Annotated in this window: 23 protein-coding genes; 13 read left to right on the top strand and 10 right to left on the bottom strand. The window is 69.0% G+C overall.

Annotation, left to right across the window (positions count from 1 at the left end; genetic code table 11):
- Window positions 1–72: 72 nt before the first annotated feature.
- Together Pmi06nite_RS21260 and Pmi06nite_RS21255 are read right to left on the bottom strand one after the other, a co-directional pair.
- The gene (locus tag Pmi06nite_RS21260; RefSeq protein ID WP_203954828.1) at window positions 73–735 is read right to left on the bottom strand and encodes a hypothetical protein; all 663 of its coding nucleotides are present in this window, start codon (window positions 733–735) and stop codon (window positions 73–75) included.
- Window positions 732–1,634, bottom strand: coding sequence for an ATP-binding cassette domain-containing protein (locus Pmi06nite_RS21255; protein WP_203954827.1), 903 nt, complete (start codon window positions 1,632–1,634; stop codon window positions 732–734). The genes Pmi06nite_RS21260 and Pmi06nite_RS21255 overlap by 4 nt, the downstream gene beginning before the upstream one ends.
- A 139-nt stretch (window positions 1,635–1,773) precedes the next feature.
- Between Pmi06nite_RS21255 and Pmi06nite_RS21250 the strand changes: the two genes are divergently transcribed.
- From Pmi06nite_RS21250 to Pmi06nite_RS21240, 3 genes are all read left to right on the top strand, one after another.
- Entirely contained in the window at window positions 1,774–2,733 is a 960-nt protein-coding gene (locus Pmi06nite_RS21250) for a DivIVA domain-containing protein (RefSeq protein WP_203954826.1), read from the top strand.
- 230 nt (window positions 2,734–2,963) lie between these two features.
- Window positions 2,964–3,884, top strand: coding sequence for a nitrilase-related carbon-nitrogen hydrolase (locus Pmi06nite_RS21245; RefSeq protein WP_203954825.1), 921 nt, complete (start codon window positions 2,964–2,966; stop codon window positions 3,882–3,884).
- Window positions 3,881–4,534 carry a cyclase family protein gene (locus Pmi06nite_RS21240; protein WP_203954824.1) on the top strand — a complete coding sequence of 218 codons (654 nt, stop codon included), beginning with the start codon at window positions 3,881–3,883 and terminating at the stop codon, window positions 4,532–4,534. The genes Pmi06nite_RS21245 and Pmi06nite_RS21240 overlap by 4 nt, the downstream gene beginning before the upstream one ends.
- A gap of 98 nt (window positions 4,535–4,632) precedes the next feature.
- Here Pmi06nite_RS21240 and Pmi06nite_RS21235 read toward each other — a convergent pair whose 3' ends face one another.
- Window positions 4,633–5,121 (bottom strand): Lrp/AsnC family transcriptional regulator, encoded by a 489-nt coding sequence (locus Pmi06nite_RS21235; RefSeq protein ID WP_203954823.1) that lies wholly within the window; start codon window positions 5,119–5,121, stop codon window positions 4,633–4,635.
- A 214-nt stretch (window positions 5,122–5,335) separates the two neighbouring features.
- Between Pmi06nite_RS21235 and Pmi06nite_RS21230 the strand changes: the two genes are divergently transcribed.
- From Pmi06nite_RS21230 to Pmi06nite_RS21205, 6 genes are all read left to right on the top strand, one after another.
- Entirely contained in the window at window positions 5,336–6,769 is a 1,434-nt protein-coding gene (locus Pmi06nite_RS21230; RefSeq protein ID WP_203954822.1) for a gamma-aminobutyraldehyde dehydrogenase, read from the top strand.
- A 49-nt stretch (window positions 6,770–6,818) separates the two neighbouring features.
- Window positions 6,819–7,967: an ABC transporter ATP-binding protein gene (locus tag Pmi06nite_RS21225; RefSeq protein ID WP_203954821.1), complete on the top strand. Its 1,149-nt coding sequence runs from the start codon at window positions 6,819–6,821 to the stop codon at window positions 7,965–7,967.
- Between the two features lie 72 nt (window positions 7,968–8,039).
- A complete protein-coding gene (locus Pmi06nite_RS21220) occupies window positions 8,040–9,257 on the top strand; it encodes a polyamine ABC transporter substrate-binding protein (RefSeq protein WP_239114082.1) in 1,218 nt (405 codons plus the stop codon).
- Window positions 9,258–9,291: 34 nt separating this feature from the next.
- Window positions 9,292–10,155: an ABC transporter permease gene (locus Pmi06nite_RS21215; RefSeq protein ID WP_203954819.1), complete on the top strand. Its 864-nt coding sequence runs from the start codon at window positions 9,292–9,294 to the stop codon at window positions 10,153–10,155.
- On the top strand, window positions 10,152–10,940 hold the full coding sequence (locus Pmi06nite_RS21210) for an ABC transporter permease (RefSeq protein WP_203954818.1): 789 nt from the start codon (window positions 10,152–10,154) through the stop codon (window positions 10,938–10,940). Before Pmi06nite_RS21215 ends, Pmi06nite_RS21210 begins: the two co-directional genes overlap by 4 nt.
- A gap of 21 nt (window positions 10,941–10,961) precedes the next feature.
- Window positions 10,962–12,356, top strand: a complete 1,395-nt coding sequence (locus Pmi06nite_RS21205) for an NAD(P)/FAD-dependent oxidoreductase (RefSeq protein WP_203954817.1) — start codon at window positions 10,962–10,964, stop codon at window positions 12,354–12,356.
- Between the two features lie 2 nt (window positions 12,357–12,358).
- Here the strand turns inward: Pmi06nite_RS21205 and Pmi06nite_RS21200 are convergent, their stop codons facing one another.
- The 5 genes from Pmi06nite_RS21200 to Pmi06nite_RS21180 form a co-directional block, all read right to left on the bottom strand.
- Window positions 12,359–13,231, bottom strand: a complete 873-nt coding sequence (locus Pmi06nite_RS21200; protein WP_203954816.1) for a phosphotriesterase family protein — start codon at window positions 13,229–13,231, stop codon at window positions 12,359–12,361.
- 40 nt (window positions 13,232–13,271) lie between these two features.
- The gene (locus tag Pmi06nite_RS21195; protein ID WP_203954815.1) at window positions 13,272–14,510 is read right to left on the bottom strand and encodes a glycosyltransferase; all 1,239 of its coding nucleotides are present in this window, start codon (window positions 14,508–14,510) and stop codon (window positions 13,272–13,274) included.
- A 33-nt stretch (window positions 14,511–14,543) separates the two neighbouring features.
- Window positions 14,544–15,347: a DMT family transporter gene (locus tag Pmi06nite_RS21190; RefSeq protein ID WP_203954814.1), complete on the bottom strand. Its 804-nt coding sequence runs from the start codon at window positions 15,345–15,347 to the stop codon at window positions 14,544–14,546.
- Between the two features lie 106 nt (window positions 15,348–15,453).
- Window positions 15,454–16,179, bottom strand: coding sequence for an SDR family oxidoreductase (locus Pmi06nite_RS21185; RefSeq protein WP_203954813.1), 726 nt, complete (start codon window positions 16,177–16,179; stop codon window positions 15,454–15,456).
- A 71-nt stretch (window positions 16,180–16,250) separates the two neighbouring features.
- Entirely contained in the window at window positions 16,251–16,913 is a 663-nt protein-coding gene (locus Pmi06nite_RS21180) for an AAA family ATPase (RefSeq protein ID WP_239114081.1), read from the bottom strand.
- Window positions 16,914–16,981: 68 nt separating this feature from the next.
- Here Pmi06nite_RS21180 and Pmi06nite_RS21175 point away from each other — a divergent pair, with 68 nt between their 5' ends.
- Window positions 16,982–17,437 (top strand): nuclear transport factor 2 family protein, encoded by a 456-nt coding sequence (locus Pmi06nite_RS21175; protein ID WP_203954812.1) that lies wholly within the window; start codon window positions 16,982–16,984, stop codon window positions 17,435–17,437.
- A 60-nt stretch (window positions 17,438–17,497) separates the two neighbouring features.
- Here the strand turns inward: Pmi06nite_RS21175 and Pmi06nite_RS21170 are convergent, their stop codons facing one another.
- Window positions 17,498–18,154, bottom strand: coding sequence for a VC0807 family protein (locus tag Pmi06nite_RS21170; protein ID WP_203954811.1), 657 nt, complete (start codon window positions 18,152–18,154; stop codon window positions 17,498–17,500).
- Window positions 18,155–18,420: 266 nt separating this feature from the next.
- Between Pmi06nite_RS21170 and Pmi06nite_RS21165 the strand changes: the two genes are divergently transcribed.
- Complete coding sequence (locus Pmi06nite_RS21165) at window positions 18,421–19,263, top strand: LLM class F420-dependent oxidoreductase (protein ID WP_203954810.1); 843 nt, start codon at window positions 18,421–18,423, stop codon at window positions 19,261–19,263.
- Between the two features lie 22 nt (window positions 19,264–19,285).
- On the opposite strand, the gene leuE is transcribed toward Pmi06nite_RS21165, so the two are convergent.
- On the bottom strand, window positions 19,286–19,942 hold the full coding sequence (gene leuE, locus Pmi06nite_RS21160) for a leucine efflux protein LeuE (RefSeq protein WP_203954809.1): 657 nt from the start codon (window positions 19,940–19,942) through the stop codon (window positions 19,286–19,288).
- Between the two features lie 119 nt (window positions 19,943–20,061).
- On the opposite strand from leuE, the gene Pmi06nite_RS21155 reads away from it, so the two are divergent.
- Window positions 20,062–21,450, top strand: a complete 1,389-nt coding sequence (locus Pmi06nite_RS21155) for a selenium-binding protein SBP56-related protein (protein WP_203954808.1) — start codon at window positions 20,062–20,064, stop codon at window positions 21,448–21,450.
- Window positions 21,447–22,067: a hypothetical protein gene (locus tag Pmi06nite_RS21150; RefSeq protein ID WP_373317321.1), complete on the top strand. Its 621-nt coding sequence runs from the start codon at window positions 21,447–21,449 to the stop codon at window positions 22,065–22,067. Before Pmi06nite_RS21155 ends, Pmi06nite_RS21150 begins: the two co-directional genes overlap by 4 nt.
- Window positions 22,068–22,139 lie beyond the last annotated feature (72 nt).

The raw sequence follows: 22,139 nt of genomic DNA, 5'->3' as shown, positions 1-22,139 counted from the left end.
GCCGGAGCCAGCGGGGGGTCGTCGGGCCTGTTCCGTGGGGTCGGTTCCGTGGGGTCGGTTCCGTGGGGTCGGTCATGGTCGGGTACGGCGTAGCCACGCGTACCCCGCGAGTCCGAGCAGCGGCCAGAGCAGGGACTGTACGGCGAGCAGTGGCAGATGTCCCATCAGGACGTCGTGGTGGCCGTCCTTCATCCAGCTCATGACGGGGACGGTCAGCCATCGCGCTCCTGACGCGCTGACCAGCAATATCGCCAGATAACCGAGGATCAGGACCAGGTTCGACACGGCGGGGGACGGAAGGATCGGACGGCTCGTCAGTGCTCCGAGCGCTACTCCGGCGATGACGGAGAACAGGTGCAGGCACACCCCGACCATGAGCGCACCGATGCCGGGGTCGGCGGAGAGGCGCGCGAGCAGAGCGAGTTCACCGATCACCGCCAGGCCCAGAGCGAAGACGCAGGCCGCGATGATCCCGCTCAGCAGTTCCCCTCGGCGGTTGGTGACGATGGAGATCATCCGCTGCTCGTCCGGCTCGGTGTCGAGGAGCCCGCGAGCCGCCCAGGCGAAGACGGGCAGGAGGATTCCGGCCGAGTCGGCCATTGCTCCCAGCTCCTCACCGGCGGGGACCGGCGTCGCGTACATGATCGCCAGTAGAGGAAGCAGCGCGATGAGCGGCTGGAGAGCCCGATGCGAGCGTGCGTATCCCGCGAGCCGGAAGCGTGCCAGTGCGATCATTCGGCGGCCTCCCGTGCGATTCGGACCACGTGTCCTTCGGCGCGCAGGCGGCTCGCCAGTTCCTCTGCCTTCGACGTCGCGACGGCGACTTCGAGCACGGTGACGGCCGGGGAACTGTCTTCCAGCACAGCGGCTCCCTGCACCGTGATTCCGCGCCCCATGTCGTCCCGCGCGCTGTCGTCCCGCGCGCTGTCGTCCTGCGGGGTGATGCCCCGCGGGGTGATGTCCTGTGTGGTGCCGTTCTGTGCGGTGCCGTTCCTTGCGGTGACGCGCGCGCCGGCGTCCGACCCGGCGTTTCTGGGGAGCTCTTGAATTGTCCCGTTTCTGACCTCGTGCCGCCGTAGGTCGGGGAGCGCACGCAGTTCGCCCTGATGGTCACTGACGACGACGATGCCGCCTCTGGCGGAGACCTCGCCGATGATCTGTGGCAACTCGGCCCGGGTCGTGGCATCCAGACCCGCGAACGGTTCATCGAGGATGAGCAACCCCGGCTCACAGAGCAGAGCCTGAGCGAGCCCCACCTTGTGGGCGCTGCCCTTGGAGAGATCAGGCAGGCGATGCCCCATCAGCTGATCCATGCCGAGCCGCTCCGACCATTCATCGATCCGCCGAGGGTCGGTTCCCCGGATCGCGGCCATGTGGCGCAGGTACGCGGCGACCGTGAACGGCTGGGCCGCCGGGAACCGCTCGGGCGCGTATCCGACGACGTCCGGACGCTCGTCGATGGTGCCCTTGACCGGTCTGAGGAGCCCGGCGAGCAGGCGCAACAGGGTGGATTTGCCCGTGCCGTTCGGTCCGAGGACCTCGGTCACGTCGCCCGGGCTGAGAACAAACCCGGCGTTCGACAACACCCAGGGATTCCGCCTTCCGTAACGGAAGAACAGATTGGTTACACGCATAGAGTCCGCAGCTTATCCATACAGACTTACAGCGTCCTGTAGATCGCGTGTGGTGCCAGTGGGGGCCAGGGGACTCCCTTCGTGCTCGATTCACCGACACAATGGATCTACTCGACCACGCGATGGACGGGAGAGGTGCGTGAATCGCTTTCCACGCGTCATCGGTGTCCGGCTCGGCTACGACCCCGAGCAGGTCGACGAGCTGATTCTGAGGATCGAGCGGACGCTCGGCCGCGGTCGCCTCGTCGGTCCGCCGGTCACGGCCGATGAGATCCGCGGCGCCAAGTTCGGAGTGAAGCTCGGCGGCTATAACGAGACGGCGGTCGACTTCGCTCTCGACGCGTTCATCGTCGCGGTGGAGACCCGAGATGTCTCGGCCGCTGATCTGCCCCCGGGCGAGGATCCCGCTGACCTCGATGCCGTACGGCAGGCAGGTGAAGAGCACGGCGAACCTGCTCTGTCCGAGAAGCCCGACGCGGAAGCCGAGACGAAGCAGAGCCCCGAGCGCGAAGTCGGTTCGAGCAAGTTCGGCGGGACCGGCCAAGACGCGGAGTCCAAGCTCGGAATCAGGCCGGGCTCACGGGGCGGCGCTGGGCCGGACGCACGCGACGACGACGGGGTTGAAAGCAGCAAGGCCGGCCTGGGCAGGACTGGCGAGGCCAGGGAGAGCGGCAGAGCGCACGCCGAATCCAGGGACAGCAGTGGAACGCAGGCCACGAGCGGCGCGCGTAGTGGAGCGCAGGCCGGTGGTGATGCGAGTGGTGGAGCGCATGCCAAGGGCGGCGCCAGTGGAGCGCAGACTGGGCGGGACGTGCTGGTCGGCGCCGAACCGGAGGACGAGTGGGAGGCCGAGGCGACGCGGGTGGAACAGATGGCGTTCCGGCCGGGACGGCTCGGCTTGGGCTATCGGGAGCAGGACGTCGACGCTCTGCTCGACCGGGTCGTCGCCACGCTGCGTGGCACCACCGACCGACCGGTCACGGCGGAGCAGATAAGGACCGCCACGTTCACGACGGTGGTCATCCGGCCTGGGTACGCGATCGGTGAGGTCGACCGCTTCCTCGCCGAACTGGCCGGTGTGCTGGAGCGTCGAGGATAGAGCTGAAGACGAAGCCGTCCGAGATGGAGACACCGTATGACGCCTGACGGCCTGACCCCCGATCGCACGACTGCGGACGGCCTGACCGCCGATCGCGTGACCCCCGATCGCATGACGTCCGATCGCGTGATCGCGGGCGCCACGACCACCGGTCGCATGACCCGCGGCCCCGTGGCCTCCGATCGCAGGACCTCTGTGGTCGCGACCTCTGCCGCTATGGATGGACGGTCATGACGAAGGTGGCCGTCGCCCAACTCGCTCTCCAGGTGGGAAGAGCTGAGGAGAACCGGGCGGCGGCGTCCGTCGCCGTCGCCGAGGCCGCCGCGGCCGGAGCGCGGCTCGTCGTCCTGCCCGAACTGGTCAACAGCGGTTATGTCTTCTCCGGAGCGGCCGAGGCCAGGGCGTTGGCCGAGCCCGCCGACGGCCGGACCCTCTCGGAGTGGGCGCGGCTGGCACGGGCTCATGACCTGGTGATCGTCGGTGGATTCTGCGAGCTGGTCGAGGGGCGGGTCCGCAACAGCCAGGCCATGGTCGACGCCGGCGGGTTGCGTGCGGTCTATCGCAAGGTTCATCTCTGGGACGCCGAGCAGGACGTGTTCGTGCCGGGCGAGAGTCCCGCCCCGGTCGTCGACACGGCGATCGGCCGCGTCGCGATGATGGTCTGCTACGACCTGGAGTTCCCCGAGTGGGTGCGTTCGGTCGGGCTCGCGGGGGCGGACGTGCTCGCCGTCTCCACGAACTGGCCGGCGTCGCCCGTGCCCGAGGGGGAGAGGCCCGTCCTCGTCGCACATGCCCAGGTCGCGGCGGCCTCCAATCGGATGTTCGTCGCGGTGGCCGATCGGTGCTCGGCTGAGCGAGGGGTGGGCTGGGTCTCCGGATCGTCGATCCTGGGACCGGACGGCTACCCGCTGGCAGGACCCGTCCTCCAGGACCGTCCCACCGTGCTGATCGCCGACTGCGACCTCTCCGCGGCGCGGGACAAGGCCACGGGCCCGCGCAACGATGTGCACAGGGACCGGCGGCCGGATCTGTACGCGACGAGGGAGCCGGAGCTGTCCGCGACAAGGGAACCGGACCTGCGCGTGACAGAGGAAGCCGCCACGCAGGAACCGGATCTGCATGTGACTGAGGAAGCCGCGGCGCGACCATGATCGTCGACTTGTCGGTGCCCATCGTGACGGGGATGCCGGTCTATCCCGGCGATCCGGAGGTGGACGTCCGCCCGGCGCTCACGGTGGCGGGGGAGGGCGTCAACGTCCTCGGGCTGCATCTCGGGTCCCAGTCGGGGACTCACGTGGACGCTCCGTACCACATCGACGACGCGCTCCCCAGGCTCGACGACCTGCCGCTGGAGCGCTTCATCGGCCCGGCCGAGATCGTGGACGCCAGGGGCCTGCCGCCTCGCGCGCCGATCACCTCCGCCCTCGTGGCGCCGCACCTTCGGGCGGGGACGATCCTTCTGATCGCCACGGGCTGGGCGGCCATGTGGGGGAGTGCGGACTACCTGGGGCATCCGTGGCTCACCGCGGAGGCGGCGGAGCTCATCGTCGGGTCGGGCATCCGCACCGTGGGGATCGACGCGCTCAGCGTGGACCCGACGCCGACGGAGGAACTGCCCGCCCATCGGGTGTTGTGCGGCGCGCACGCCGTGATCGCCGAGAACCTGCGGGGTCTCGACCGGCTCGTCGACGCGCAGAAGGAGGGCCGGCCGATCGAGGTGTCACTGCTGCCCCTGCGTCTGGAGGGCGCCGACGGCGCCCCGGTTCGGGCCGTGGCCCGCATCGGTGCCGCGCGTCAGTGACCGCCCGCCGAATGAGTCAGCGGGCCAAGGGATGCCCGCCGCGTAGGCCGACAGGCCAACGGCTGCCCGGTGAATAAGTCAGCGGGTGCCCCCGCGAATCAGCGGGTGCCCCACGAATAGGTCTGCTTGTGCAGCTTGAGATAGACGAACGTCTCGGTCGCCCGCACGCTGGGGATCGCGCGGATCTTACCGAGGATCTCCAGCAGGTGGGTGTCGCCCTCGCAGACGACCTCGACCATGATGTCCACGGAACCCGCGGTCAGGACGACGTAGTCGATCTCCTCGATGAACGACAGTTTGTCGGCCACCGTCTCCAGATCGCCCTCGCACTTGATGCCGATCATCGCCTGCCGCGGGAAGCCGAGCGTGAGCGGGTCGGTGACCGCGACGATCTGCATCACTCCGAGGTCCAGCAGGCGTTGCACGCGCTGGCGCACCGCCGCCTCCGACAGGCCCACCGCCTTGCCGATCGCGGCGTACGGCTTGCGACCGTCCATCTGCAACTGCTCGATGATCTGCTTGGAGATCTCATCGAGGACCACGGGCCCGCCATTGGCGGTCGCCCGTGCCTTCGGCGGAGTCGTCATCCTCGGGGGGATCCTCTCTTCGAGTCGCCGTAGCGGCCCTGTGTTACGCGCCGGTTTTTGACATGTTGCTGTTCAGGTCTGACATGTTGTCAGCTTCGATGCACCAGTCAAGCGATTTCGTAGCGATTTGGTATCTTAGCCACGAAATCACTTGTAGTTGGTTTTTTTCTCTGCCAGAGTCGCGACATTCAGCTACCTCGACAGGAGGGCAACGGTGACCACCCGTCTGCAGAACTTCGTGAACGGGAAGTTCGTCGACGCCGTCAGTGGCCGGTTCTCGGATGTGGTCGATCCTACGACCGGCGAGGTCTACGCCCAGGCGCCCGTTTCCGGTCAGGACGACGTCGACGCGGCCTACGCCGCCGCGGCCGCCGCCTTCGAGACCTGGGGCGAGACGACCCCCGGCGAGCGCGCCGGCTTCCTCCTGAAGATCGCCGATGCCATCGAGGCCCGCGCCGACGAGATCAACGAGGCGGAGTGCCGCAACACCGGCAAGCCCCGCGCGCGGATGGCTGAGGACGAGACCCCGATCGCCGCCGATCACTTCCGCTTCTTCGCCGGAGCGGCCCGCACGCTGGAGGGCCCCACGGCCGGGGAGTTCCTCGCCGACCACACCTCGATGATCCGGCACGAGCCGATCGGCGTCATCGGCCAGGTCACCCCGTGGAACTACCCGATGATGATGGCCGTGTGGAAGATCGCCCCGGCCCTCGCCGCGGGCAACACGATCGTCCTCAAGCCGTCGGACACCACACCGGTCTCCACGATCAAGCTCGCCGAGATCATCGGCGACGTGCTCCCCGCCGGCGTCTTCAACGTCGTCACCGGCGACCGTGAGACCGGCGCCCTCGTCGTCGGCCACCCGACCGCCGACATGGTGGCCATCACCGGCTCGGTCGGCGCGGGCATGGCCGTGGCCAGGTCGGCCGCCGACGACCTCAAGCGCGTACACCTGGAACTGGGCGGCAAGGCCCCCGTCGTCGTCTTCGACGACGTCAAGGACATCAACGCCGTCGCCGAGGCGATCGCGGGCGCCGGCCTCTACAACGCGGGCCAGGACTGCACCGCCGCCTGCCGCGTCATCGTCCAGGAGGGCATCCACGACGAGTTCGCCGCCGCGCTCGCGCAGGCCGCCGCGAACACCCGGATGGGCGGCCTCGACGATGAAGAGGCCTACTTCGGCCCGCTGAACAACCCCAACCAGCTCACGCGGGTTCAGGGGTTCTTCGAGCGTGTGCCCGAGCACGCCTCCGTGCTCACCGGCGGTCACCAGGTCGGGGACAAGGGCTACTTCTTCGCCCCCACCGTCGTCGACGGGCTCCGTCAGGACGACGAGATGATCCAGGACGAGATCTTCGGCCCGGTCATGACGATCCAGACCTTCACCGACGAGGCCGACGCGGTGGCCAAGGCCAACGGCGTCAGGTACGGACTCTCCGGCTCGGTCTGGACCTCCGACCACGGCCGGGCCATGCGGGTGTCCAAGAGGCTCGACTTCGGCGTGGTTTGGGTGAACACGCACATCCCCTTCGTGTCGGAGATGCCGCACGGCGGCTTCAAGCATTCCGGGTACGGAAAGGACCTTTCGGTCTTCGGCCTCCACGACTACACCCGCGTCAAGCACGTCATGCACTACATCGGCGAATAGGCCGCGGCGGGAGCCGTACGACCTATTGATAAAGAGGGATAAGCCTGGAATGACAGAAATCCAGGCGGGCCCGGGGGCAGCCGCTTCGGCTGCCCCCGGTTCACAACAGACGCCCGCCATCGAGCTCGACAATGTCGTGAAGGAGTACACCTCGCACGGCGAGGTCGTACGGGCAGTCAAAGGCGTGAGCCTGGCCATCACGGAGGGCGAGTTCTTCTCCCTCCTCGGCCCCTCTGGGTGTGGCAAGACCACCAGCATGCGGATGATCGCCGGATTCGAGGACCCGACACAGGGCGTGGTCCGGCTGCACGGGCAGGACGTCACGAGCGTCCCCCCGAACAAGCGTGATGTGAACATGGTCTTCCAGTCCTACGCGCTCTTCCCCCACATGAGCGTCTGGGAGAACGTGGCGTTCGGACTCAAGCGCAAGAGCGTGGAGACCGCTGAGATCCAGCGGCGGGTGGGGGAGATCCTCGAGGTCGTCGACCTCACCGGGCGAGAGAAGCGCCGCCCCAAGGAGATGTCCGGTGGTCAGCAGCAGCGTGTGGCCCTCGCCCGCGCGCTCGTCAACCGGCCCCGCGCCCTGCTCCTGGACGAGCCGCTCGGCGCGCTCGACCTCAAGTTGCGCCAGGCCATGCAGATCGAGCTCAAGCGCATCCAGCGCGACGTCGGCATCACGTTCGTCTACGTGACCCACGACCAGGGTGAGGCGCTCACGATGAGCGACCGCATCGCCGTCATGAACGACGGCCTGGTGGACCAGCTCGCGGCTCCCCGGGAGATCTACGAGCGGCCGGCGACCAAGTTCGTCGCCGGGTTCATCGGCACGTCGAACCTGCTCAGCGGGACGGTCGACAAGGTCAACGGATCGACGGCCGTGCTCGCGCTCGGGCCGAGCGACCGTATCCTGGCACCCGTCGAGGGGGCGGTCTCCGTGGGTGACACCCTGGAGCTCACCGTCCGGCCGGAGAAGATCACGATCTCGACCGAGCAGCCCGAAGGCGACCGCAGCGTCGTGCAGGGCACCGTCTCCGAGGTCGTCTATCTGGGCACCTCGAACAGTTACGCCGTGGTTCTCGCCGATGGCGCCGAGATCACCGTTTTCCAGCAGAACGCGCACGACAGCACCATCACGGCCGAGCGAGGCGACACGGTCTGGCTGTCCTGGCAGCCCCAGCACTCCTACGTGCTGCGGTAACTCCCTCGAAATACCAGGAGCACGAACCCTATGAACGACTTCCGCAATCAGGACCCCGCTTTCCTCCGTGGCATGACGCAGCGCCGTCTCGGCCGTCGTGACGCGTTCCGCCTCGCCGGCCTGTCGGCGGCAGGTCTCGCGCTGGCCGCCTGTGGCGTTCAGGGCAAGCGTGTGGCCCAGCCCACCTCCTCGGCCGAGGCGCAGTCGGCGGTCCAGCAGTACTGGTCCGGCAAGGTCAAGAACGGCCACGTCGACTTCGCCAACTGGCCCCTCTACATGGACCCCAAGCAGCCGGAGCTCAAGCAGTTCACCGACCAGACCGGCATCTCGGTGACCTACAGCGAGGTCATCCAGGAGAACGCCAGCTGGTTCGCCAAGATCCAGCCGCTGCTCGCCGCCGGTCAGTCGATCAACTACGACCTCATGGTCGTCACCAACGGCATCCAGTTCAGCCAGCTCGTCGAACTCGGCTACCTCGTGTCGCTCGACCACAGCAAGCTGCCGAACTTCGCGGCGAACGCGGGCCCGCGGTACAAGTCCGAGGCGTTCGACCCGGGCAACGTGTACAGCATCCCGTGGACGTCGGGCATGACGGGCATCGCCTACAACCCGAAGTACATCGACACGCCGCCCACCAGCTACGCCGCTATGTGGGACCCCAAGTACAAGGGCAAGGTCGGCATGATGGCCGACTCCCAGGAGATCGGCAACTTCGGCATGTTCCTGCTGGGCATCGACCCGGAGAAGTCGACGCCCGCCGACTGGGAGAAGGCCGCCGCCAAGCTCAAGGAGCAGCGCGACGCCGGGATTGTGCGGAAATATTACGATCAGTCGTATGTTGACCCGCTGAGCAAGGGCGACATCTGGATGTGCCAGGCCTGGTCCGGCGACATCTTCCAGAAGAACGTCTCCGACGGCACGGACCTGAAGTTCGTGATCCCCGACGAGGGCGCCACGATCTGGACCGACAACATGATGATCCCGAAGACGGCGGCCAACCCCGTCGACGCGATCATGCTGATGGACTTCTTCTACGACCCCAAGGTCGCGGCGAGCCTCGCCGAGTACATCAACTACGTCACGCCCGTGCCGGCGGCCCAGGCCATCATCAAGGCGGACGCCGACGCGGCATCGGGCGACGACAAGAAGACCCTCGAAGAGGTCGCCGCCAGCCCGCTGGTGTTCCCCTCGGAGGCGGACTACGCCAAGCTGCGCAGCTACCGCAACTTCAAGAACACCGACGAGCAGAAGCAGTACGAGAACATCTTCCAAGCGATCACCACGGCATGAGCGGACTCGACGTGCCCTTAGCTGAGGAGGAGGCATGAGGACGCTCAGAGCCCGGCTCACGCCGTACGCGCTGATCTTCCCGGGCGGGCTCTGGCTGGCGATCTTCTTCGTCGTCCCGACGCTCGTGATGTTGTCGCTGTCGTTGCAGTCGGGGAACGTGGTCGACGGCTTCGCCTTCACGTGGAACTGGCACAGCTACGTCGACGGGATAACCACCTACCACGACCAGATCATCAGGTCCCTGCTGTACGGCCTGGCCGCCACGGTCATCCAGATCCTCATCGGCTTCCCGGTGGCGTATTGGATCGCCTTCAAGGGCGGCAACAACAAGTCCGTCTACCTGTTCCTGGTGCTGCTGCCGTTCCTCGTGTCGTTCGTGCTGCGGACGATCTCCTGGCAGTTCCTGCTGTCGGACAACGGCATCCTGCTCGGCCCGCTGCGGGACGCGGGACTGCTCCCGCAGGACTTCCGCGTCCTGGCCACGCCGTACGCGGTGATCGGCGGCCTGTCCTACAACTTCCTGCCGTTCATGATCCTGCCGATGTACGTCGCGCTGGAGCGGATCGACCCACGGCTCCTCGAGGCCGCGCAGGACCTCTACGCGAGCAGGATGCAGACGTTCCTGCGTGTGGTGCTGCCGTTGTCGCTGCCCGGGGTGTTCGCCGGGGTGCTCATGACGTTCGTGCCCGCCACCTCCGACTACGTCAACTCGTCCGTCCTCGGTGGCACCAACACCACCATGATCGGCAACGTCATCCAGAACCAGTTCCTGGTCAACCAGGACTACCCGGTCGCGTCGGCCCTGTCGTTCACGCTCATGGCATTGCTGCTGATCGGCATCTTCGTGTACGCGAGAGCCCTCGGCACCGAGGATGTGCTGGAGGTGGCCGCGCGATGAGCCGTGGACTGTTCCGGGGGCGCGGCCTCCAGATCTACACCTGGCTGGTGATCGCCTGGCTCGTGGTGCCGATCGCGGTCATGATCCTTTTCGGGTTCAACGACACCAAGGGCCGGTTCAACACCACCTTCCAGGGGTTCACCCTCAAGTGGTACGGCCAGTTGTTCGAGATCGACGCGCTCACCCAGGCGTTGGTGAACTCCCTCCTCATCGCCGTGCTGACGATGGTGATCGCCGGCGTGCTCGGATCACTCATCGGACTGGCCCTCGGCCGCTACCGCTTCCGCGGGGCGGCGCTCCTGACGCTGGTGATGTTCGCCGCGATCTCCTGCGCCGAGATCGTGATGGGAGCGTCCCTGCATTCCCTGTTCATCACGCTGGGCATGCCGGAGGGATTCCCGACGATCGTCATCGCCCACGTCATGTTCTCGATCTCCTTCGTGGCCGTGACGGTGCGGGCCCGGGTGATGACGCTGGACACCTCGCTCGAGGAAGCCGCCCGGGACCTCGGCGCGAGCACGTGGGACACCTTCCGGCTGGTCACGCTGCCGATGATCTTCCCGGGTGTGCTGGCGGGGTCGATGCTGGCGTTCGCCCTGTCGATCGACGACTTCGTGATCACCAACTTCACCGCGGGCGGCACGACGACGTTCCCGCTGTGGATCTGGGGCGTCACCCGTGTCGGCATCCCCCCGCAGGTCAACATCATGGGCACGCTCATCTTCGCGGCCGGTCTCCTGATCGCCGTCGGCAACATCATCGCGGCGCGCCGTCGCCGCGCGTAGCTCTCCGGGGAAGTGGAATGTGTGGATCCGCTGAAGGCGCTCGCTGACGCGGAGCGTAAGCCGTACTGGCTGGATCGGGCGATCGCGCCCGAGCCGTCGCCGCGACTGGTCGGCCAGATCACCGCTGACCTGGCCGTCGTCGGAGGTGGTTTCTCCGGCCTGTGGACCGCGCTCATGGCCAAGGAGCGCGACCCGTCGCTGGACGTCGTCCTGCTGGAGGGGCGCGAGATCGGCTGGGCCGCGTCCGGCAGGAACGGCGGCTTCTGCGCCGCGAGCATCACCCACGGCCTCGGCAACGGGCTGGAGCGATGGCCGGAGGAGATCGGCACGCTCGACCGCCTCGGGCGGGAGAACCTCGACGAGATCGAGGCGTCCCTCGCCAGACACGGCATCGACTGCTCGTTCGAGCGCACCGGCGAGGTGCGCGTCGCCACACGGGACTGGGAGCTCCGTGGCCTCGACGAGGAGGCCGTGGTGGGCGCGTCGCTCGGTCTGCGGATGGAGCGCCTCGACCGCGAGCAGGTGCGGGCCGAGGTCGACTCCCCGACCTACCTGGGCGGTCTGTGGGACAGGGAGGGGGCGGCCATGGTCGACCCCGCCCGGCTCGCCTGGGGACTCCGGGAGGCCTGCCTCCGGCTCGGGGTGCGCGTCTTCGAGCGGACCCCGGTCAGGTCGCTGCGGGACGGCGGAAGCCTTCTCGAACTGGGCACGCCGCTCGGCATGGTGCGGGCGAGCATGGTCGCCCTGGGCACCGGCGCCTTCGCTCCGCTGCTGGGCAGGCTGAGGCACTTCCTCGTGCCGGTCTACGACTACGTGCTGATGACCGAGCCGGTGCCGGCGGAACGGCTGGCCGAGGTCGGCTGGCGCAACCGGCAGGGGTTCGGCGACTCGGGCAACCAGTTCCACTACTACCGGCTGACCGACGACAACCGGATCCTGTGGGGCGGATACGACGCGGTCTACTACAACGGCGGTCTCATCACGGCGGCCAAGGACCAGCGCGACGCCACGTTCGAGAAGCTCGCGCGGCACTTCTACGAGACGTTCCCGCAGCTCGAAGGGGTGAGGTTCAGCCACAAGTGGGGCGGGGTCATCGACACCTGCAGCAGGTTCAGCGCCTTCTTCGGCACCGCGTACGGCTCTCGCCTCGCCTACGCCGCCGGCTACACCGGCCTCGGGGTCGGGGCCACCCGCTTCGGGGCCAACGTGATGCTCGACCTGCTCGCCGGAGAGCGGACCGACCGGACCCGGTTGCGCATGGTCCGGCGCAAGCCCGTGCCGTTCCCGCCCGAGCCGTTCAGGTCGGGCGTCATCCAGCTCACCCGGTGGTCGATGGCCAGGTCCGACGCGCAGGAGGGACGCCGCAACGCCTGGCTGCGCACGCTCGACGCGTTCGGGCTCGGCTTCGACTCCTGAAGTCAGCCGGCCAGCCAGCGCAGGGGGTTCTCGTGGGTGATCAGGCGCTGGGTGTCGTCGTCCACGCCGGCCTCGCTCAGGGCCGGGAGGATCGTGTCGAACAGCCTGCCGTACCCCTCGCCGCCGTAGTCGGCGAGGTGCTCCCGGCGGGACACGCCGCTGCTCAGCAACACGCGTTCGGCGTGGCCGGCGTCGAGGAGCGCCAGGACGTGCTCGGCGTCGTCGACGCTCACGTAGGCGCCCGTCTCTGCGATCTTCCGCTGCGCCGGCGTGTCGGTCGTCCGCGCGCTGAGCCGCCGGGGCGGCACCCCGTGGGAGAGCAGGAGTTCCAGCAGGCCCAGTCCATCGGTCGCGACCGGCAGATCGGTGCGCAGGCAGGCCCGGGCGGCGGCGATCAGCGCACGCTCCTCGGCCGCCGTCGGCGTCTCGTCCCAGGCGGTCGCCACGATGAGCCCCGGCCGCGACCCCGCGCCGTCGAGCCCCGCGCCGATCTCGTGCAGAAGATCCGAGGTCAGGTCGTCCACGCTGTACCGCCGGACGGCGTCACCGGAGAACGGCTCGGGGGCGAAGCCCGTGGCGGCGACCACGGCGACCCGGCTGCCCGTGGCCATGCGGCCGAGCGACGCGGGGTCGCGGGCCATGCCGATGCAGGTGTGCTCGACGACGAGGCTCAGCCCGCGGTCGGACGCCAGCTTCTTGAGCTCGGCGACGACGTACCGCTCCTCGTCGAGCCAGCGGTACGGGTCGGAGCCGACGCCGATTCCCCACCGGGTGTCGGTGCGCAGATGCTCACGGGCAAGCACCGGGCCGTCGATCTCGGAGACGGGGACCGCACCCGAGACGGTCTGGATGCGGGGGAAATAAGCGCCGGGCATGAACGGACATTAACTGATTTCTTGCGAAAATAGGGTCTTTTCACGCGAGGAGCTCCGTGTAGATCTCCTCGAACCGAGCAAGAGATCGCTGGTGATCGTGGGTGGCGGCGATGGCGAGGCTCGCCTTGGCCATGGCCGCGTGCACCTCGCCGGAGGTCAGGATGCCGGTGAGATGCCGGGCCATCTCCTTGGCGTCTCCCGGCCGGTAGAGGAAGCCGTTTCCGGCCACCAGATGGGGCAAAGCCATGGCGTCCGCCGCCACGACCGGAAGGCCGGCGGCCATCGCCTCGAGTGTCGCGATGCTCTGCAACTCGGCGACGCCGGGCATGGCGAACACGTCCGCGGCCGAGTAGACCTGCGGCAGGTCGGCGTCGGGGATGAAGCCGAGGAACCGCACCCGCTCGCCCACCCCGATCCGGGCGGCGAGCCGCTCCAGGTCCTGCCGCTTCCCGCCGGTGCCGACCAGAACCGCCTGCGCGTCGACGTGGTTCAGCACGTACGGCAGCGCCCGGACGAGGTCCTCGAGCCGCTTCTCCTCGTCCAGGCGGCCGACGAACAGGACGGTGGGCCTGTCGGCCAGGCCGAACCGCCGCCGCGCCCACTCCTGCGGCTGACGCTGGAACCGCTGCAGGTCGATGCCGCAGGAGACCGCCTCCACCTCGTGGGGGAACCCCTTCTCGACCAGCAGCCGGGCGGCGATCCGCGTGGGCGTGGTGACGCGGTGGGCGCGGGCGAAGATCCTGGTCAGGTCTTGCCAGGCCATGTCTCCGGCGCGGGCCCGCAGCCCCGCCGGGACGCGCGCGAACTGGAAGAGGTTGTCCGGCATGAAGTGGTTGGTGGCCACCACGGGCAGGCCCGCCCCGCCTGCCGCCGCGAGGGCCGCACGACCGATCATGAAGTGTCCCTGAACGTGGACGACGTCGGGGCGGGCCCGGCCGATCAGGTGTGTCATCGTGCGCTTCAGGCCTGCCGGAAGGCTGATCCGCATCGTCGGGTGCAGGGGCAGCCGGGCCGACCACAGCCGGTGGACCATCACGCCGCCCACGATCTCCGTACGCGGGCGGCCTTCGTCGGACGCGCACACCACGTGGACGTCGGCGCCGCGCGCGGCCAGCCCTCCCGCGAGGCGGTGGGTGAAGTACGACGCGCCGTTCACATCGGGCGGGTAGGTGTCGGTGGCGATCAGCACCCGGCGGCGCCGCGCCGGGGCCGCGGCTACGGCGAGGGACGGCTGTGCTTCCGGCAGGTCCGGGCTGGAGGGGGCGGGGACGGCGTTCATCGGGCTCCGATCTGCGTCATCCGGTGCGGGGGGTCATCCGGTGAGGGGGGTGGTCCGGGCGAGGGCGACGGTTCCGGCTCCGGCGACCAGTGCCGCCGCCACGGCGGCGGTCACGTTCGTCGGCAGGGGTTCTCCGAGCAGCAGGGCTCCGCAGGCGACCGCCGTGAGAGGGTCCGTGAGTTGCAGGGTGGCGTAGGCCACCGCGAAATGACGGCCGGCGTAGGCCCGCTGCAGCAGGCTCAGCGCCGCGAGCACCGGGATCGGAAGGACGGCCAGGAGCCAGAGGTGGCCCCCGCCGCCGTCGACGATCACGCGGGTGACCGTGGCGCTCGAGCCGTACATCACCCCCGCCGCGACCGCGAGCAGCGCGGGGCGGCCGGCGCCGCCGATGCTCTTGGCCAGCCCGAAGCAGGCGAGGGCCGTGAGGACGGCGGCGGCGAGCAGCCCGAGCGCGCTGGCGTCGTCCATGCGGGGCGCCGGCGCCGTGGCGGGGATGAGCACCACGAGGCCGACCAGGCCGGCGCCCACCACGGTCGCGGCGACGAGTTCGCCCGCGGCGGGCCTGCGGCCGTGCAGCGCGGCCGCGATCGGCAGGGCGAACAGGAGGCTGGCGACGCCCATCGGCTGCACGACGATCAGCGGGCCCGCGCTCAGCGCGACGATGTGCAGGCCGCCACCCAGGGCGACCGCTCCCGTGCCGATCAGCCAGCGTGGCCGGCGCAGCAGAGCGAGCATGCCGGGTCCGGCGGCGCCAGACGCCTCATGCTGCTGGAACGCCGCACCCAGAGCGAAGAAAAGCGAGCCGAGCAGCGCCATGGCCGCCGCGAGCACAGTCATGCGCCCTCCCTTCAGCTGAATGAAGACATGGCGTCATGGCCGAAATGCCTCATGTCAGCAACCGGAGGTCGAACGCGGGACTAATGCCCGCCGCGCGTGGGGCCGGTCAGGTCATCGTCTTGCCGCCGTTGACGGCGAGGCGCTGGCCGGTGATGAACCGGGAACCGGGAGAGGCGAGGAAGGCCACCGCCTCGGCCACGTCGACGGGCACGCCCATGTGCCCGAGGGGCAGGTTCCTCATGTAGTCGTCGTACTCGGCCGCCGGCGTGCCCTCGTGGCGTTCCACCGGGATCCAGCCGGGCTCGACCGTGTTCACCGTGATGCCGTACGGGCCGAGTTCGCGGGCCCACGACCGGGTGAGGCCGTGCATCGCGGCCTTGGCGGACACGTAGTGCCCGTAGTCGGCGTTCCCGAGGTCGGTGACCTCGCTGCCGACGTTGACGATCCGGCCGGATCCGGCGGCGCGCATGGCGGGCAGGACGGCCTGCAGGATGAGGAGCGGAGCCTTGACGAAGAAGTGCAACTGGTCGAGGTGGTCCTGCCAGGTCTGCTCCTCCACGGGCATGAGCGGCTGCGGCCCGGTGGCGTTGTTCACCACCACGTCGATCGGCCCGATCTCGGCGATGGCCTGCCGTACGGACTGCTCGTCTGTGACGTCGAACCGGGCCAGGCGCGCGGAGCCGCCGGCGGCCTGGACGCGTTCGACCACGGCCGAGGCCCCCGCGGTGTCGTGCGCGTAGTTGACGGCCACGTGCAGGCCGTCGCCCGCGAGCCGTTCGGCGATGACCGCGCCGAGACCCCGTGAAGCTCCGGTGACCAGTGCTGTTCCCATGGTCGTCCGTCCTATCACGGGGGCTCGGCGCCTGGAAGTGACCCGGTCCCGGCCCGTACGGCTCTCGCCGCCTAGCTGCCGGGTCGGCCGAAGCGGATCGCGCCGAGCGTGTCCGCGGCGGGCCGGTCGAGCACGGTGACGCTGTCGGCGGGAGGGAGCGCCCCGGTGCGGGCCTGCCGTATCAGCGCCCGCCATCGCCGGCGGTGCCGGGCGAAGGCGACCCTGGTGACGGTACGGCCACGGATGCGCTGGCCGGCCAGCGCGACGTCCGGTTCGACGTCGAGAAGGATCATGTGCATCTGCGTGCCGCTCCGGCGGGCGAGCCACGCGAAGCCGTGGAGGAGGTGCGGCCAGGTGCCGCGCGTGTGCGCGACGACGGCCTGTCCCCGCGTCATCGCCCGCGCGATGCGCCACACATGGGTGGCGTGCACCAGCGGGGTGCGCAGGCGTGGGGGGATCGGCCCGAGGTAGGGCGCCCACATGTTGCGGGACTGGTAGGAGTCGATCACCCACGCCCCCCGGCCGTCGGGTACCGGCTCCGTCTCGTCGCAGCGCAGGCCGTACAGCCGTCGCAGCAGTGTGCTCTTTCCCGCACCTGGCAGCCCCGCGAGGAGCACCAGTGAACGGGCGGGGTAGTGCAGGTCGTCGATGGAACTCGGGGCGACCGAGTCGGCGGCCATGGTGTGCACCTCGCTGGATTGGGTGGTTCCCGGTGGTGCCCTGGTCCCCATCATGCGTTGAATGGTGCCGCCGTGCGCTCTCCCGTCCTCGAGAGTAGGGCGCATGGTGCATAGTGATCCGCATGGATGAGATCGCCGCACTGGTTGACCGGGCCGAGATCGAGGATGTCGTGACCGCGGTCTTCGACACGACCGACGCGAAGAACTGGCCCGTCTGCCAGGAGCTCTTCGATGACGAGGTCGCCGTGGACTTCACCGGCCTGGGCGGCGGGAAGCCCTCGACGGTGACCTCCGCCCAGCTGGTCGACGGCTGGAAGACGGGACTGCACGCGAGGAAGCAGAGCTTCCACACGGTCAGCAACTACGCCATCAACGTCGACGGCGCCGAGGCGGGCGTGACCGCGAAGGGATACGCCTACAACCTGCTCGACGCCGACCTCGGCGGGGGCATCTGGGAGGTCTGGGGTGTCTACCGGCTCAGGCTGGTACGGCAGGCCGAGGGCTGGAAGGTGACCGCCATGGCGTTCGAGCCCCGGCGCACCCGCGGCGACGACGCCGTCCGCACCCACACGCTGTAGGCGTAGCACCAGGCAGGCCCCGCGCGGCCAAGCCGCTCCGGCCGGTGACGGCCGGGGCGCTCAGCCGGTGACGGCGGGAGCGGTGACGGCCGGGGTCTCGGCGTGCAGGCGGTGCAGCACCCGCCGGAAGGCCCACGCCGATCCGAGGAACGCGAGCCCGCTGATGACCGCGACGGCGGCGGTGCGGACGAGCAGGTAGGTCCCGATCGACTGGTGCAGCAGCAGCCAGATGCTGACGGTCGAGTTGGTCAGCAGGACGAAGGCCCACAGCAGCGTGATGCGCGCGAAGAACCTGCGGATCCGCTCGTGCCGCAACACGACCGACGGCAGGTGGATGTAGTCGAGCGTGAGCTTCTGCACGAGCGGGCGGCGCAGCCGCACCGACGCGAGGAACGCCATGCTGATGCAGATCGTGCCCAGTTCGGGCTGGATGAAGTAGACCACCGCGCTGCCGGTCCACAGCCCCAGGACGGCGCGGGCGGTGATCGCGATCGCCGCGAGGACCATCGTCCCCGGCACCGGGCGGCGGCGGACGAGCCGCCACAACAGCCCGATGTAGACCCACGCGACCGCCGCACCCAGCGCCCCGTTCAGACCGAGCACCGCGAGTGCGGCGTAGAAGACCGCCAGGGGAGCGACCACGCCTTCCAGGAGCCGCGGGACCGCCTGCTTGAGCATCGCGGTGAGCCGTGGCAGGACGAAAGGCGATTGGTTCATGACACTCCATCGAACCGGGTGCAGGGCCTCCACCTACCCACAGCAATTGCCGGAAACACGAGGGCAGGCCTTTACCGGTGGCCTAACGTACCCGACCCCCGCATGATCCTGTGCCCATCCGGCCGGGGTCGTCGCCCCCGGACCATGCCCGTACGGCATGGCGTCGCAAAGCCGTGAATGCCCCGAAACGGGCGCTGGCCAGGTCTTTACGACAGCCCGCCGGGTGTCGCCGGGGATGCGGAAGAAATGGTGATTGATTTGGCGCCATGGAATCTGGATTCGGCTACTTCCCCACGCACTACGCCCCCGGTCCCGGGGTCGTCGCCCGCCTCGTCGAGGAACGTGGCCACAAGGCGCTGCTGTTCGCCGAGCACACCCACATCCCTGTGCCGGCGCAGGGCACGCGTGTGAAGGACGATGCTGGGGGCGACCTGCCGTCCAAGTACTGGCACACCTATGACCCCCTCGTGGCGTTGACGGCGGCGGGCCTGGCCACCACGCGCCTGCGGGTCGGGACGGGCATCTGCCTGGTTCCCCAGCGTGATCCGATAACCCTGGCCAAGATGGTGGCGAGCGTCGACCATCTCACGGGCGGGCGCTTCGAGTTCGGTGTCGGGGCGGGCTGGAACGAGCCCGAGATCCGTAACCACGGGGTCGACCCCCGCCGTCGTTTCGCCGTGATGAAGGAGCACATCGAGGCGATGCGCGAGATCTGGACGCATGAGGAGGCGGAGTATCACGGCGAGTTCGTGTCGTTCGACTCGATCTGGTCGTGGCCCAAGCCCGCGCAGCGCCCGTATCCGCCCATCCTGGTCGGAGGCACCGGTCCGCGCGTGCTCGACCGCGTGCTCGCCTACGGCGACGTCTGGATGCCCAACTACGGGCCGGGCGTCGTGGAGCGCATCCCCGACCTGTTCCGTCGGGCCGCCGAGGCAGGCAGGCGGGTCGAGGTGATGGTGCTCGGTTTCCCCGCCGACCCGAAGGTGATCGAGGAGTATGCGAACGCCGGAGTCAGCCGGGTGATGCCGTGGCTTCCCTCAGCGGGACTCGACCGGATCCAGCGTGAGATGGACGCCTTCGAGGCCGCGCTCGCCGAGGCGCGGAGGTAGTGAGACGGAGGTGGCGAGACGGTCAGTTCAGGGTCGCCGTGGCCAGCTTCGCCCCGAAACCGAGGAAGACGGCGCCGACGCCTGAGGTGAGCCCCGCGGCGAGGCGGCGTCGCTGCCGGAACTGGTCGGCCAGGTAGGTGCCACTGAAGATCAGTGCGCTCAGGTAGCAGAAGCTGAAGACCTGCGCGATCGCGGCCAGGATGAGGAAGGACAGCGCGGGCGCGCCGTACGAGGGGTCGACGAACTGCACGAAGAAGGCGACGAAGAAGAGGATCGCCTTCGGGTTGAGCAGGCTGATGCTCAGCGCCTTGCGGAAGGGCCGCACCCGCTTGGACGGCAGGGCCTCTTCGGGGACCGCCGACACGGCGGCGGGCGAGCGCCACGACTTCCACGCCGACCGGAGCATGCCGAAGCCGATCCACGCGAGGTAGGCCGCCCCGGAGTACTTGACCACGGTGAACAGGATCGGGGTGGACTTCAGCAGCGAGGCGACCCCGGCCGCCGACAGGAACATCAGCACCGAGTCGCCGGCGAACACGCCGCACGCCGCCTGGTACCCGGTCCGGACACCCCGCTGGGCCGCGGTCGTCAACACGAACACCGAGTTCGGCCCGGGCAGCAAGATGATCAGAAACGTGCCGACGATGTAGGCCCAGATATTGGTGATCCCGAAGAACATCTCCCGCTCCTCAAATTACGACATACGCCGTTATAGTGCCTTACTCATCTTGGTCTTGGCAGGTGAGGGCATGGAAATGCCCATTGACCTGGTGGGAAATTACGAATGATTCTGGGCGTATGACGCTCTGGAAGCCGGATCCCACGTTCTATCCGTCTCCGCGTGATGCCGCCGCGGCCCCGGCGGAGAAGCTCGCCTACGTCGCCGCGTTCGACCGCTCCGCGAACAGGCCCGACGCGCTGACCGTGCTGGACACCGACCCCGAGTCCGCTTCCTACGGCGCGATCGTCGGCTGGACCGACCTCCCCTACACCGGGGACGAGCTGCACCACTTCGGCTGGAACGCGTGCAGCAGCGCGCTGTGCCCCTCCGCGCCGCATCCCCACCTCGAGCGGCGCTACCTCATCGTCCCGGGGCTGCGCTCGTCGCGGATCTACGTGTACGACACCAAGGACCTGGTGAGTCCCGAGCTCGTCAAGGTGATCGAGGCGGAGGACCTCGGCAAGCGCGCCGGATACTCCCGCCCGCACACCGTCCACTGCGGGCCCGAGGGGCTGTACGTCTCAGCCCTCGGCGGCTACGGCGAGGAGGGTCCCGGCGGCATCGCCGTGCTCGACCACACGTCGTTCGAGGTGCTCGGCAGGTGGGAGTCCGACCGGGGGCCGCAGTACCTCGCCTACGACTTCTGGTGGCACATCAACCACGACGTGATGGTCACCTCGGAGTGGGGGACCCCGTCCATGATCGAGGACGGTGTGGTGGGCGAGTCGCTGCTCGGCCGCCAGTACGGCCACCGGCTGCACTTTTGGGACCTGCGCAGGCGCAGGCACGTGCAGGAGGTCGACCTGGGGGACCAGTACCAGATGGTCCTGGAGTTGCGGCCCGCCCACGACCCCAGGAAGAAGTACGGCTTCGCCGGGGTCGTCACGAACGTGGAGGACCTGTCGGCCTCCATCTGGGTCTGGTACGAGGAGGGCTCCCGCTGGGCCGTGCGGAAGGTCGTCGACATCCCGGCCGAGCCCGCGGCCGCCGACGACCTGCCCGACGTGCTCAAGCCGTTCGGGGCCGTGCCGCCGCTGGTCACCGACATCGACCTGTCCGTGGACGACAAGTACCTCTACGTCTCGTGCTGGGGCACGGGCGAGCTGAAGCAGTACGACGTGTCCGACCCGTTCAAGCCGGTCGAGACGGGCTCGATCCACCTCGGCGGCGTCGTCAGGCGGACGTCCCATCCGGCCGCGCCGTCCGAGAGGCTGTCCGGCGGGCCGCAGATGATCGAGGTGAGCCGCGACGGCCGGCGGGTCTACATGACGAACTCCCTCTACGGCTCCTGGGACGACCAGTTCTACCCCGACGGCGTCGGCGCCTGGATGGCCAAGGTCGACACGGCGGGGTTCACCCTCGACGAGAGGTTCTTCCCGCACGGCGACGACTTCCGGGGGTTGCGCCCGCACCAGACCCGGCTGCAGGGTGGCGACGCCTCCTCCGACTCCTACTGCTACCCGTGACGCTCACCGCGGTCATCCTGCTCGGGGCCTTCCATGGCATCAACCCCTCCATGGGCTGGCTCTTCGCGGTCGCCAGGGGACTGCAGGAACGCAGCCGGGACCTGCTCCTGCAGTCTCTGCCGGTGATCGCGCTGGGGCACCTGGCGTCGGTGGCGGTGGTGGTCCTCATCGTCAGCGCCACCGGCTCGCTGGTCACCGGCTCCGTTCTCAGCATCGCCTCGGGCGTGCTGCTCGTGGGCTTCGGGCTCTGGCACCTGCTGTCCAAGCGGCACTTCCGCTGGGTCGGCATGCGGGTGTCGCTTCCGCAGCTCGCGGCCTGGTCCTTCCTCATGTCGTCGGTCCACGGCGCCGGCCTGATGTTGTTGCCGGTTCTCACCCGGCTCCCGGCCGCCACGACGGCCGCAGGGGGGCATCACCACGGCGGCGCCCTGTCCGGCGGCATGGTCGTCGCGGGGATCCACACCCTGGCCATGTTCGTCACGGCCACGGTCATCGCCCTCGTCGTCTACGAGTTCGCCGGCCTGACGATCCTTCGGAAGGCGTGGTTCAACCTCGACCGGATGTGGGCGTTCGCCCTCGTGGGGGCGGGGGCGATCACCCTCGCCACCGCCTGGTGAGAGCCGGCTGATGAGATCCGTCTTCCTCCCTCAGGAGGAGGATGGACGCGATATATCTCGATAGGGTGTGGG

The sequence above is a fragment of the Planotetraspora mira genome, from assembly GCF_016863275.1.
Lineage (GTDB): Bacteria > Actinomycetota > Actinomycetes > Streptosporangiales > Streptosporangiaceae > Planotetraspora > Planotetraspora mira.
Note: the sequence above shows the minus strand (reverse complement) of the source record. Positions and strands in the feature narration are given on the sequence as shown.

Bases quoted from the DNA above. Each gene is read 5' to 3' on its own strand.
- Pmi06nite_RS21260 (WP_203954828.1), bottom strand. From the start codon at position 735: ATGATCGCACTGGCACGCTTCCGGCTCGCGGGATACGCACGCTCGCAT.
- Pmi06nite_RS21255 (WP_203954827.1), bottom strand. From the start codon at position 1,634: ATGCGTGTAACCAATCTGTTCTTCCGTTACGGAAGGCGGAATCCCTGG.
- Pmi06nite_RS21245 (WP_203954825.1), top strand. From the start codon at position 2,964: ATGACGAAGGTGGCCGTCGCCCAACTCGCTCTCCAGGTGGGAAGAGCT.
- Pmi06nite_RS21240 (WP_203954824.1), top strand. From the start codon at position 3,881: ATGATCGTCGACTTGTCGGTGCCCATCGTGACGGGGATGCCGGTCTAT.
- Pmi06nite_RS21235 (WP_203954823.1), bottom strand. From the start codon at position 5,121: ATGACGACTCCGCCGAAGGCACGGGCGACCGCCAATGGCGGGCCCGTG.
- Pmi06nite_RS21225 (WP_203954821.1), top strand. From the start codon at position 6,819: ATGACAGAAATCCAGGCGGGCCCGGGGGCAGCCGCTTCGGCTGCCCCC.
- Pmi06nite_RS21220 (WP_239114082.1), top strand. From the start codon at position 8,040: ATGACGCAGCGCCGTCTCGGCCGTCGTGACGCGTTCCGCCTCGCCGGC.
- Pmi06nite_RS21215 (WP_203954819.1), top strand. From the start codon at position 9,292: ATGAGGACGCTCAGAGCCCGGCTCACGCCGTACGCGCTGATCTTCCCG.
- Pmi06nite_RS21210 (WP_203954818.1), top strand. From the start codon at position 10,152: ATGAGCCGTGGACTGTTCCGGGGGCGCGGCCTCCAGATCTACACCTGG.
- Pmi06nite_RS21200 (WP_203954816.1), bottom strand. From the start codon at position 13,231: ATGCCCGGCGCTTATTTCCCCCGCATCCAGACCGTCTCGGGTGCGGTC.
- Pmi06nite_RS21195 (WP_203954815.1), bottom strand. From the start codon at position 14,510: ATGAACGCCGTCCCCGCCCCCTCCAGCCCGGACCTGCCGGAAGCACAG.
- Pmi06nite_RS21190 (WP_203954814.1), bottom strand. From the start codon at position 15,347: ATGACTGTGCTCGCGGCGGCCATGGCGCTGCTCGGCTCGCTTTTCTTC.
- Pmi06nite_RS21185 (WP_203954813.1), bottom strand. From the start codon at position 16,179: ATGGGAACAGCACTGGTCACCGGAGCTTCACGGGGTCTCGGCGCGGTC.
- Pmi06nite_RS21180 (WP_239114081.1), bottom strand. From the start codon at position 16,913: ATGATGGGGACCAGGGCACCACCGGGAACCACCCAATCCAGCGAGGTG.
- Pmi06nite_RS21175 (WP_203954812.1), top strand. From the start codon at position 16,982: ATGGATGAGATCGCCGCACTGGTTGACCGGGCCGAGATCGAGGATGTC.
- Pmi06nite_RS21170 (WP_203954811.1), bottom strand. From the start codon at position 18,154: ATGAACCAATCGCCTTTCGTCCTGCCACGGCTCACCGCGATGCTCAAG.
- Pmi06nite_RS21165 (WP_203954810.1), top strand. From the start codon at position 18,421: ATGGAATCTGGATTCGGCTACTTCCCCACGCACTACGCCCCCGGTCCC.
- leuE (WP_203954809.1), bottom strand. From the start codon at position 19,942: ATGTTCTTCGGGATCACCAATATCTGGGCCTACATCGTCGGCACGTTT.
- Pmi06nite_RS21155 (WP_203954808.1), top strand. From the start codon at position 20,062: ATGACGCTCTGGAAGCCGGATCCCACGTTCTATCCGTCTCCGCGTGAT.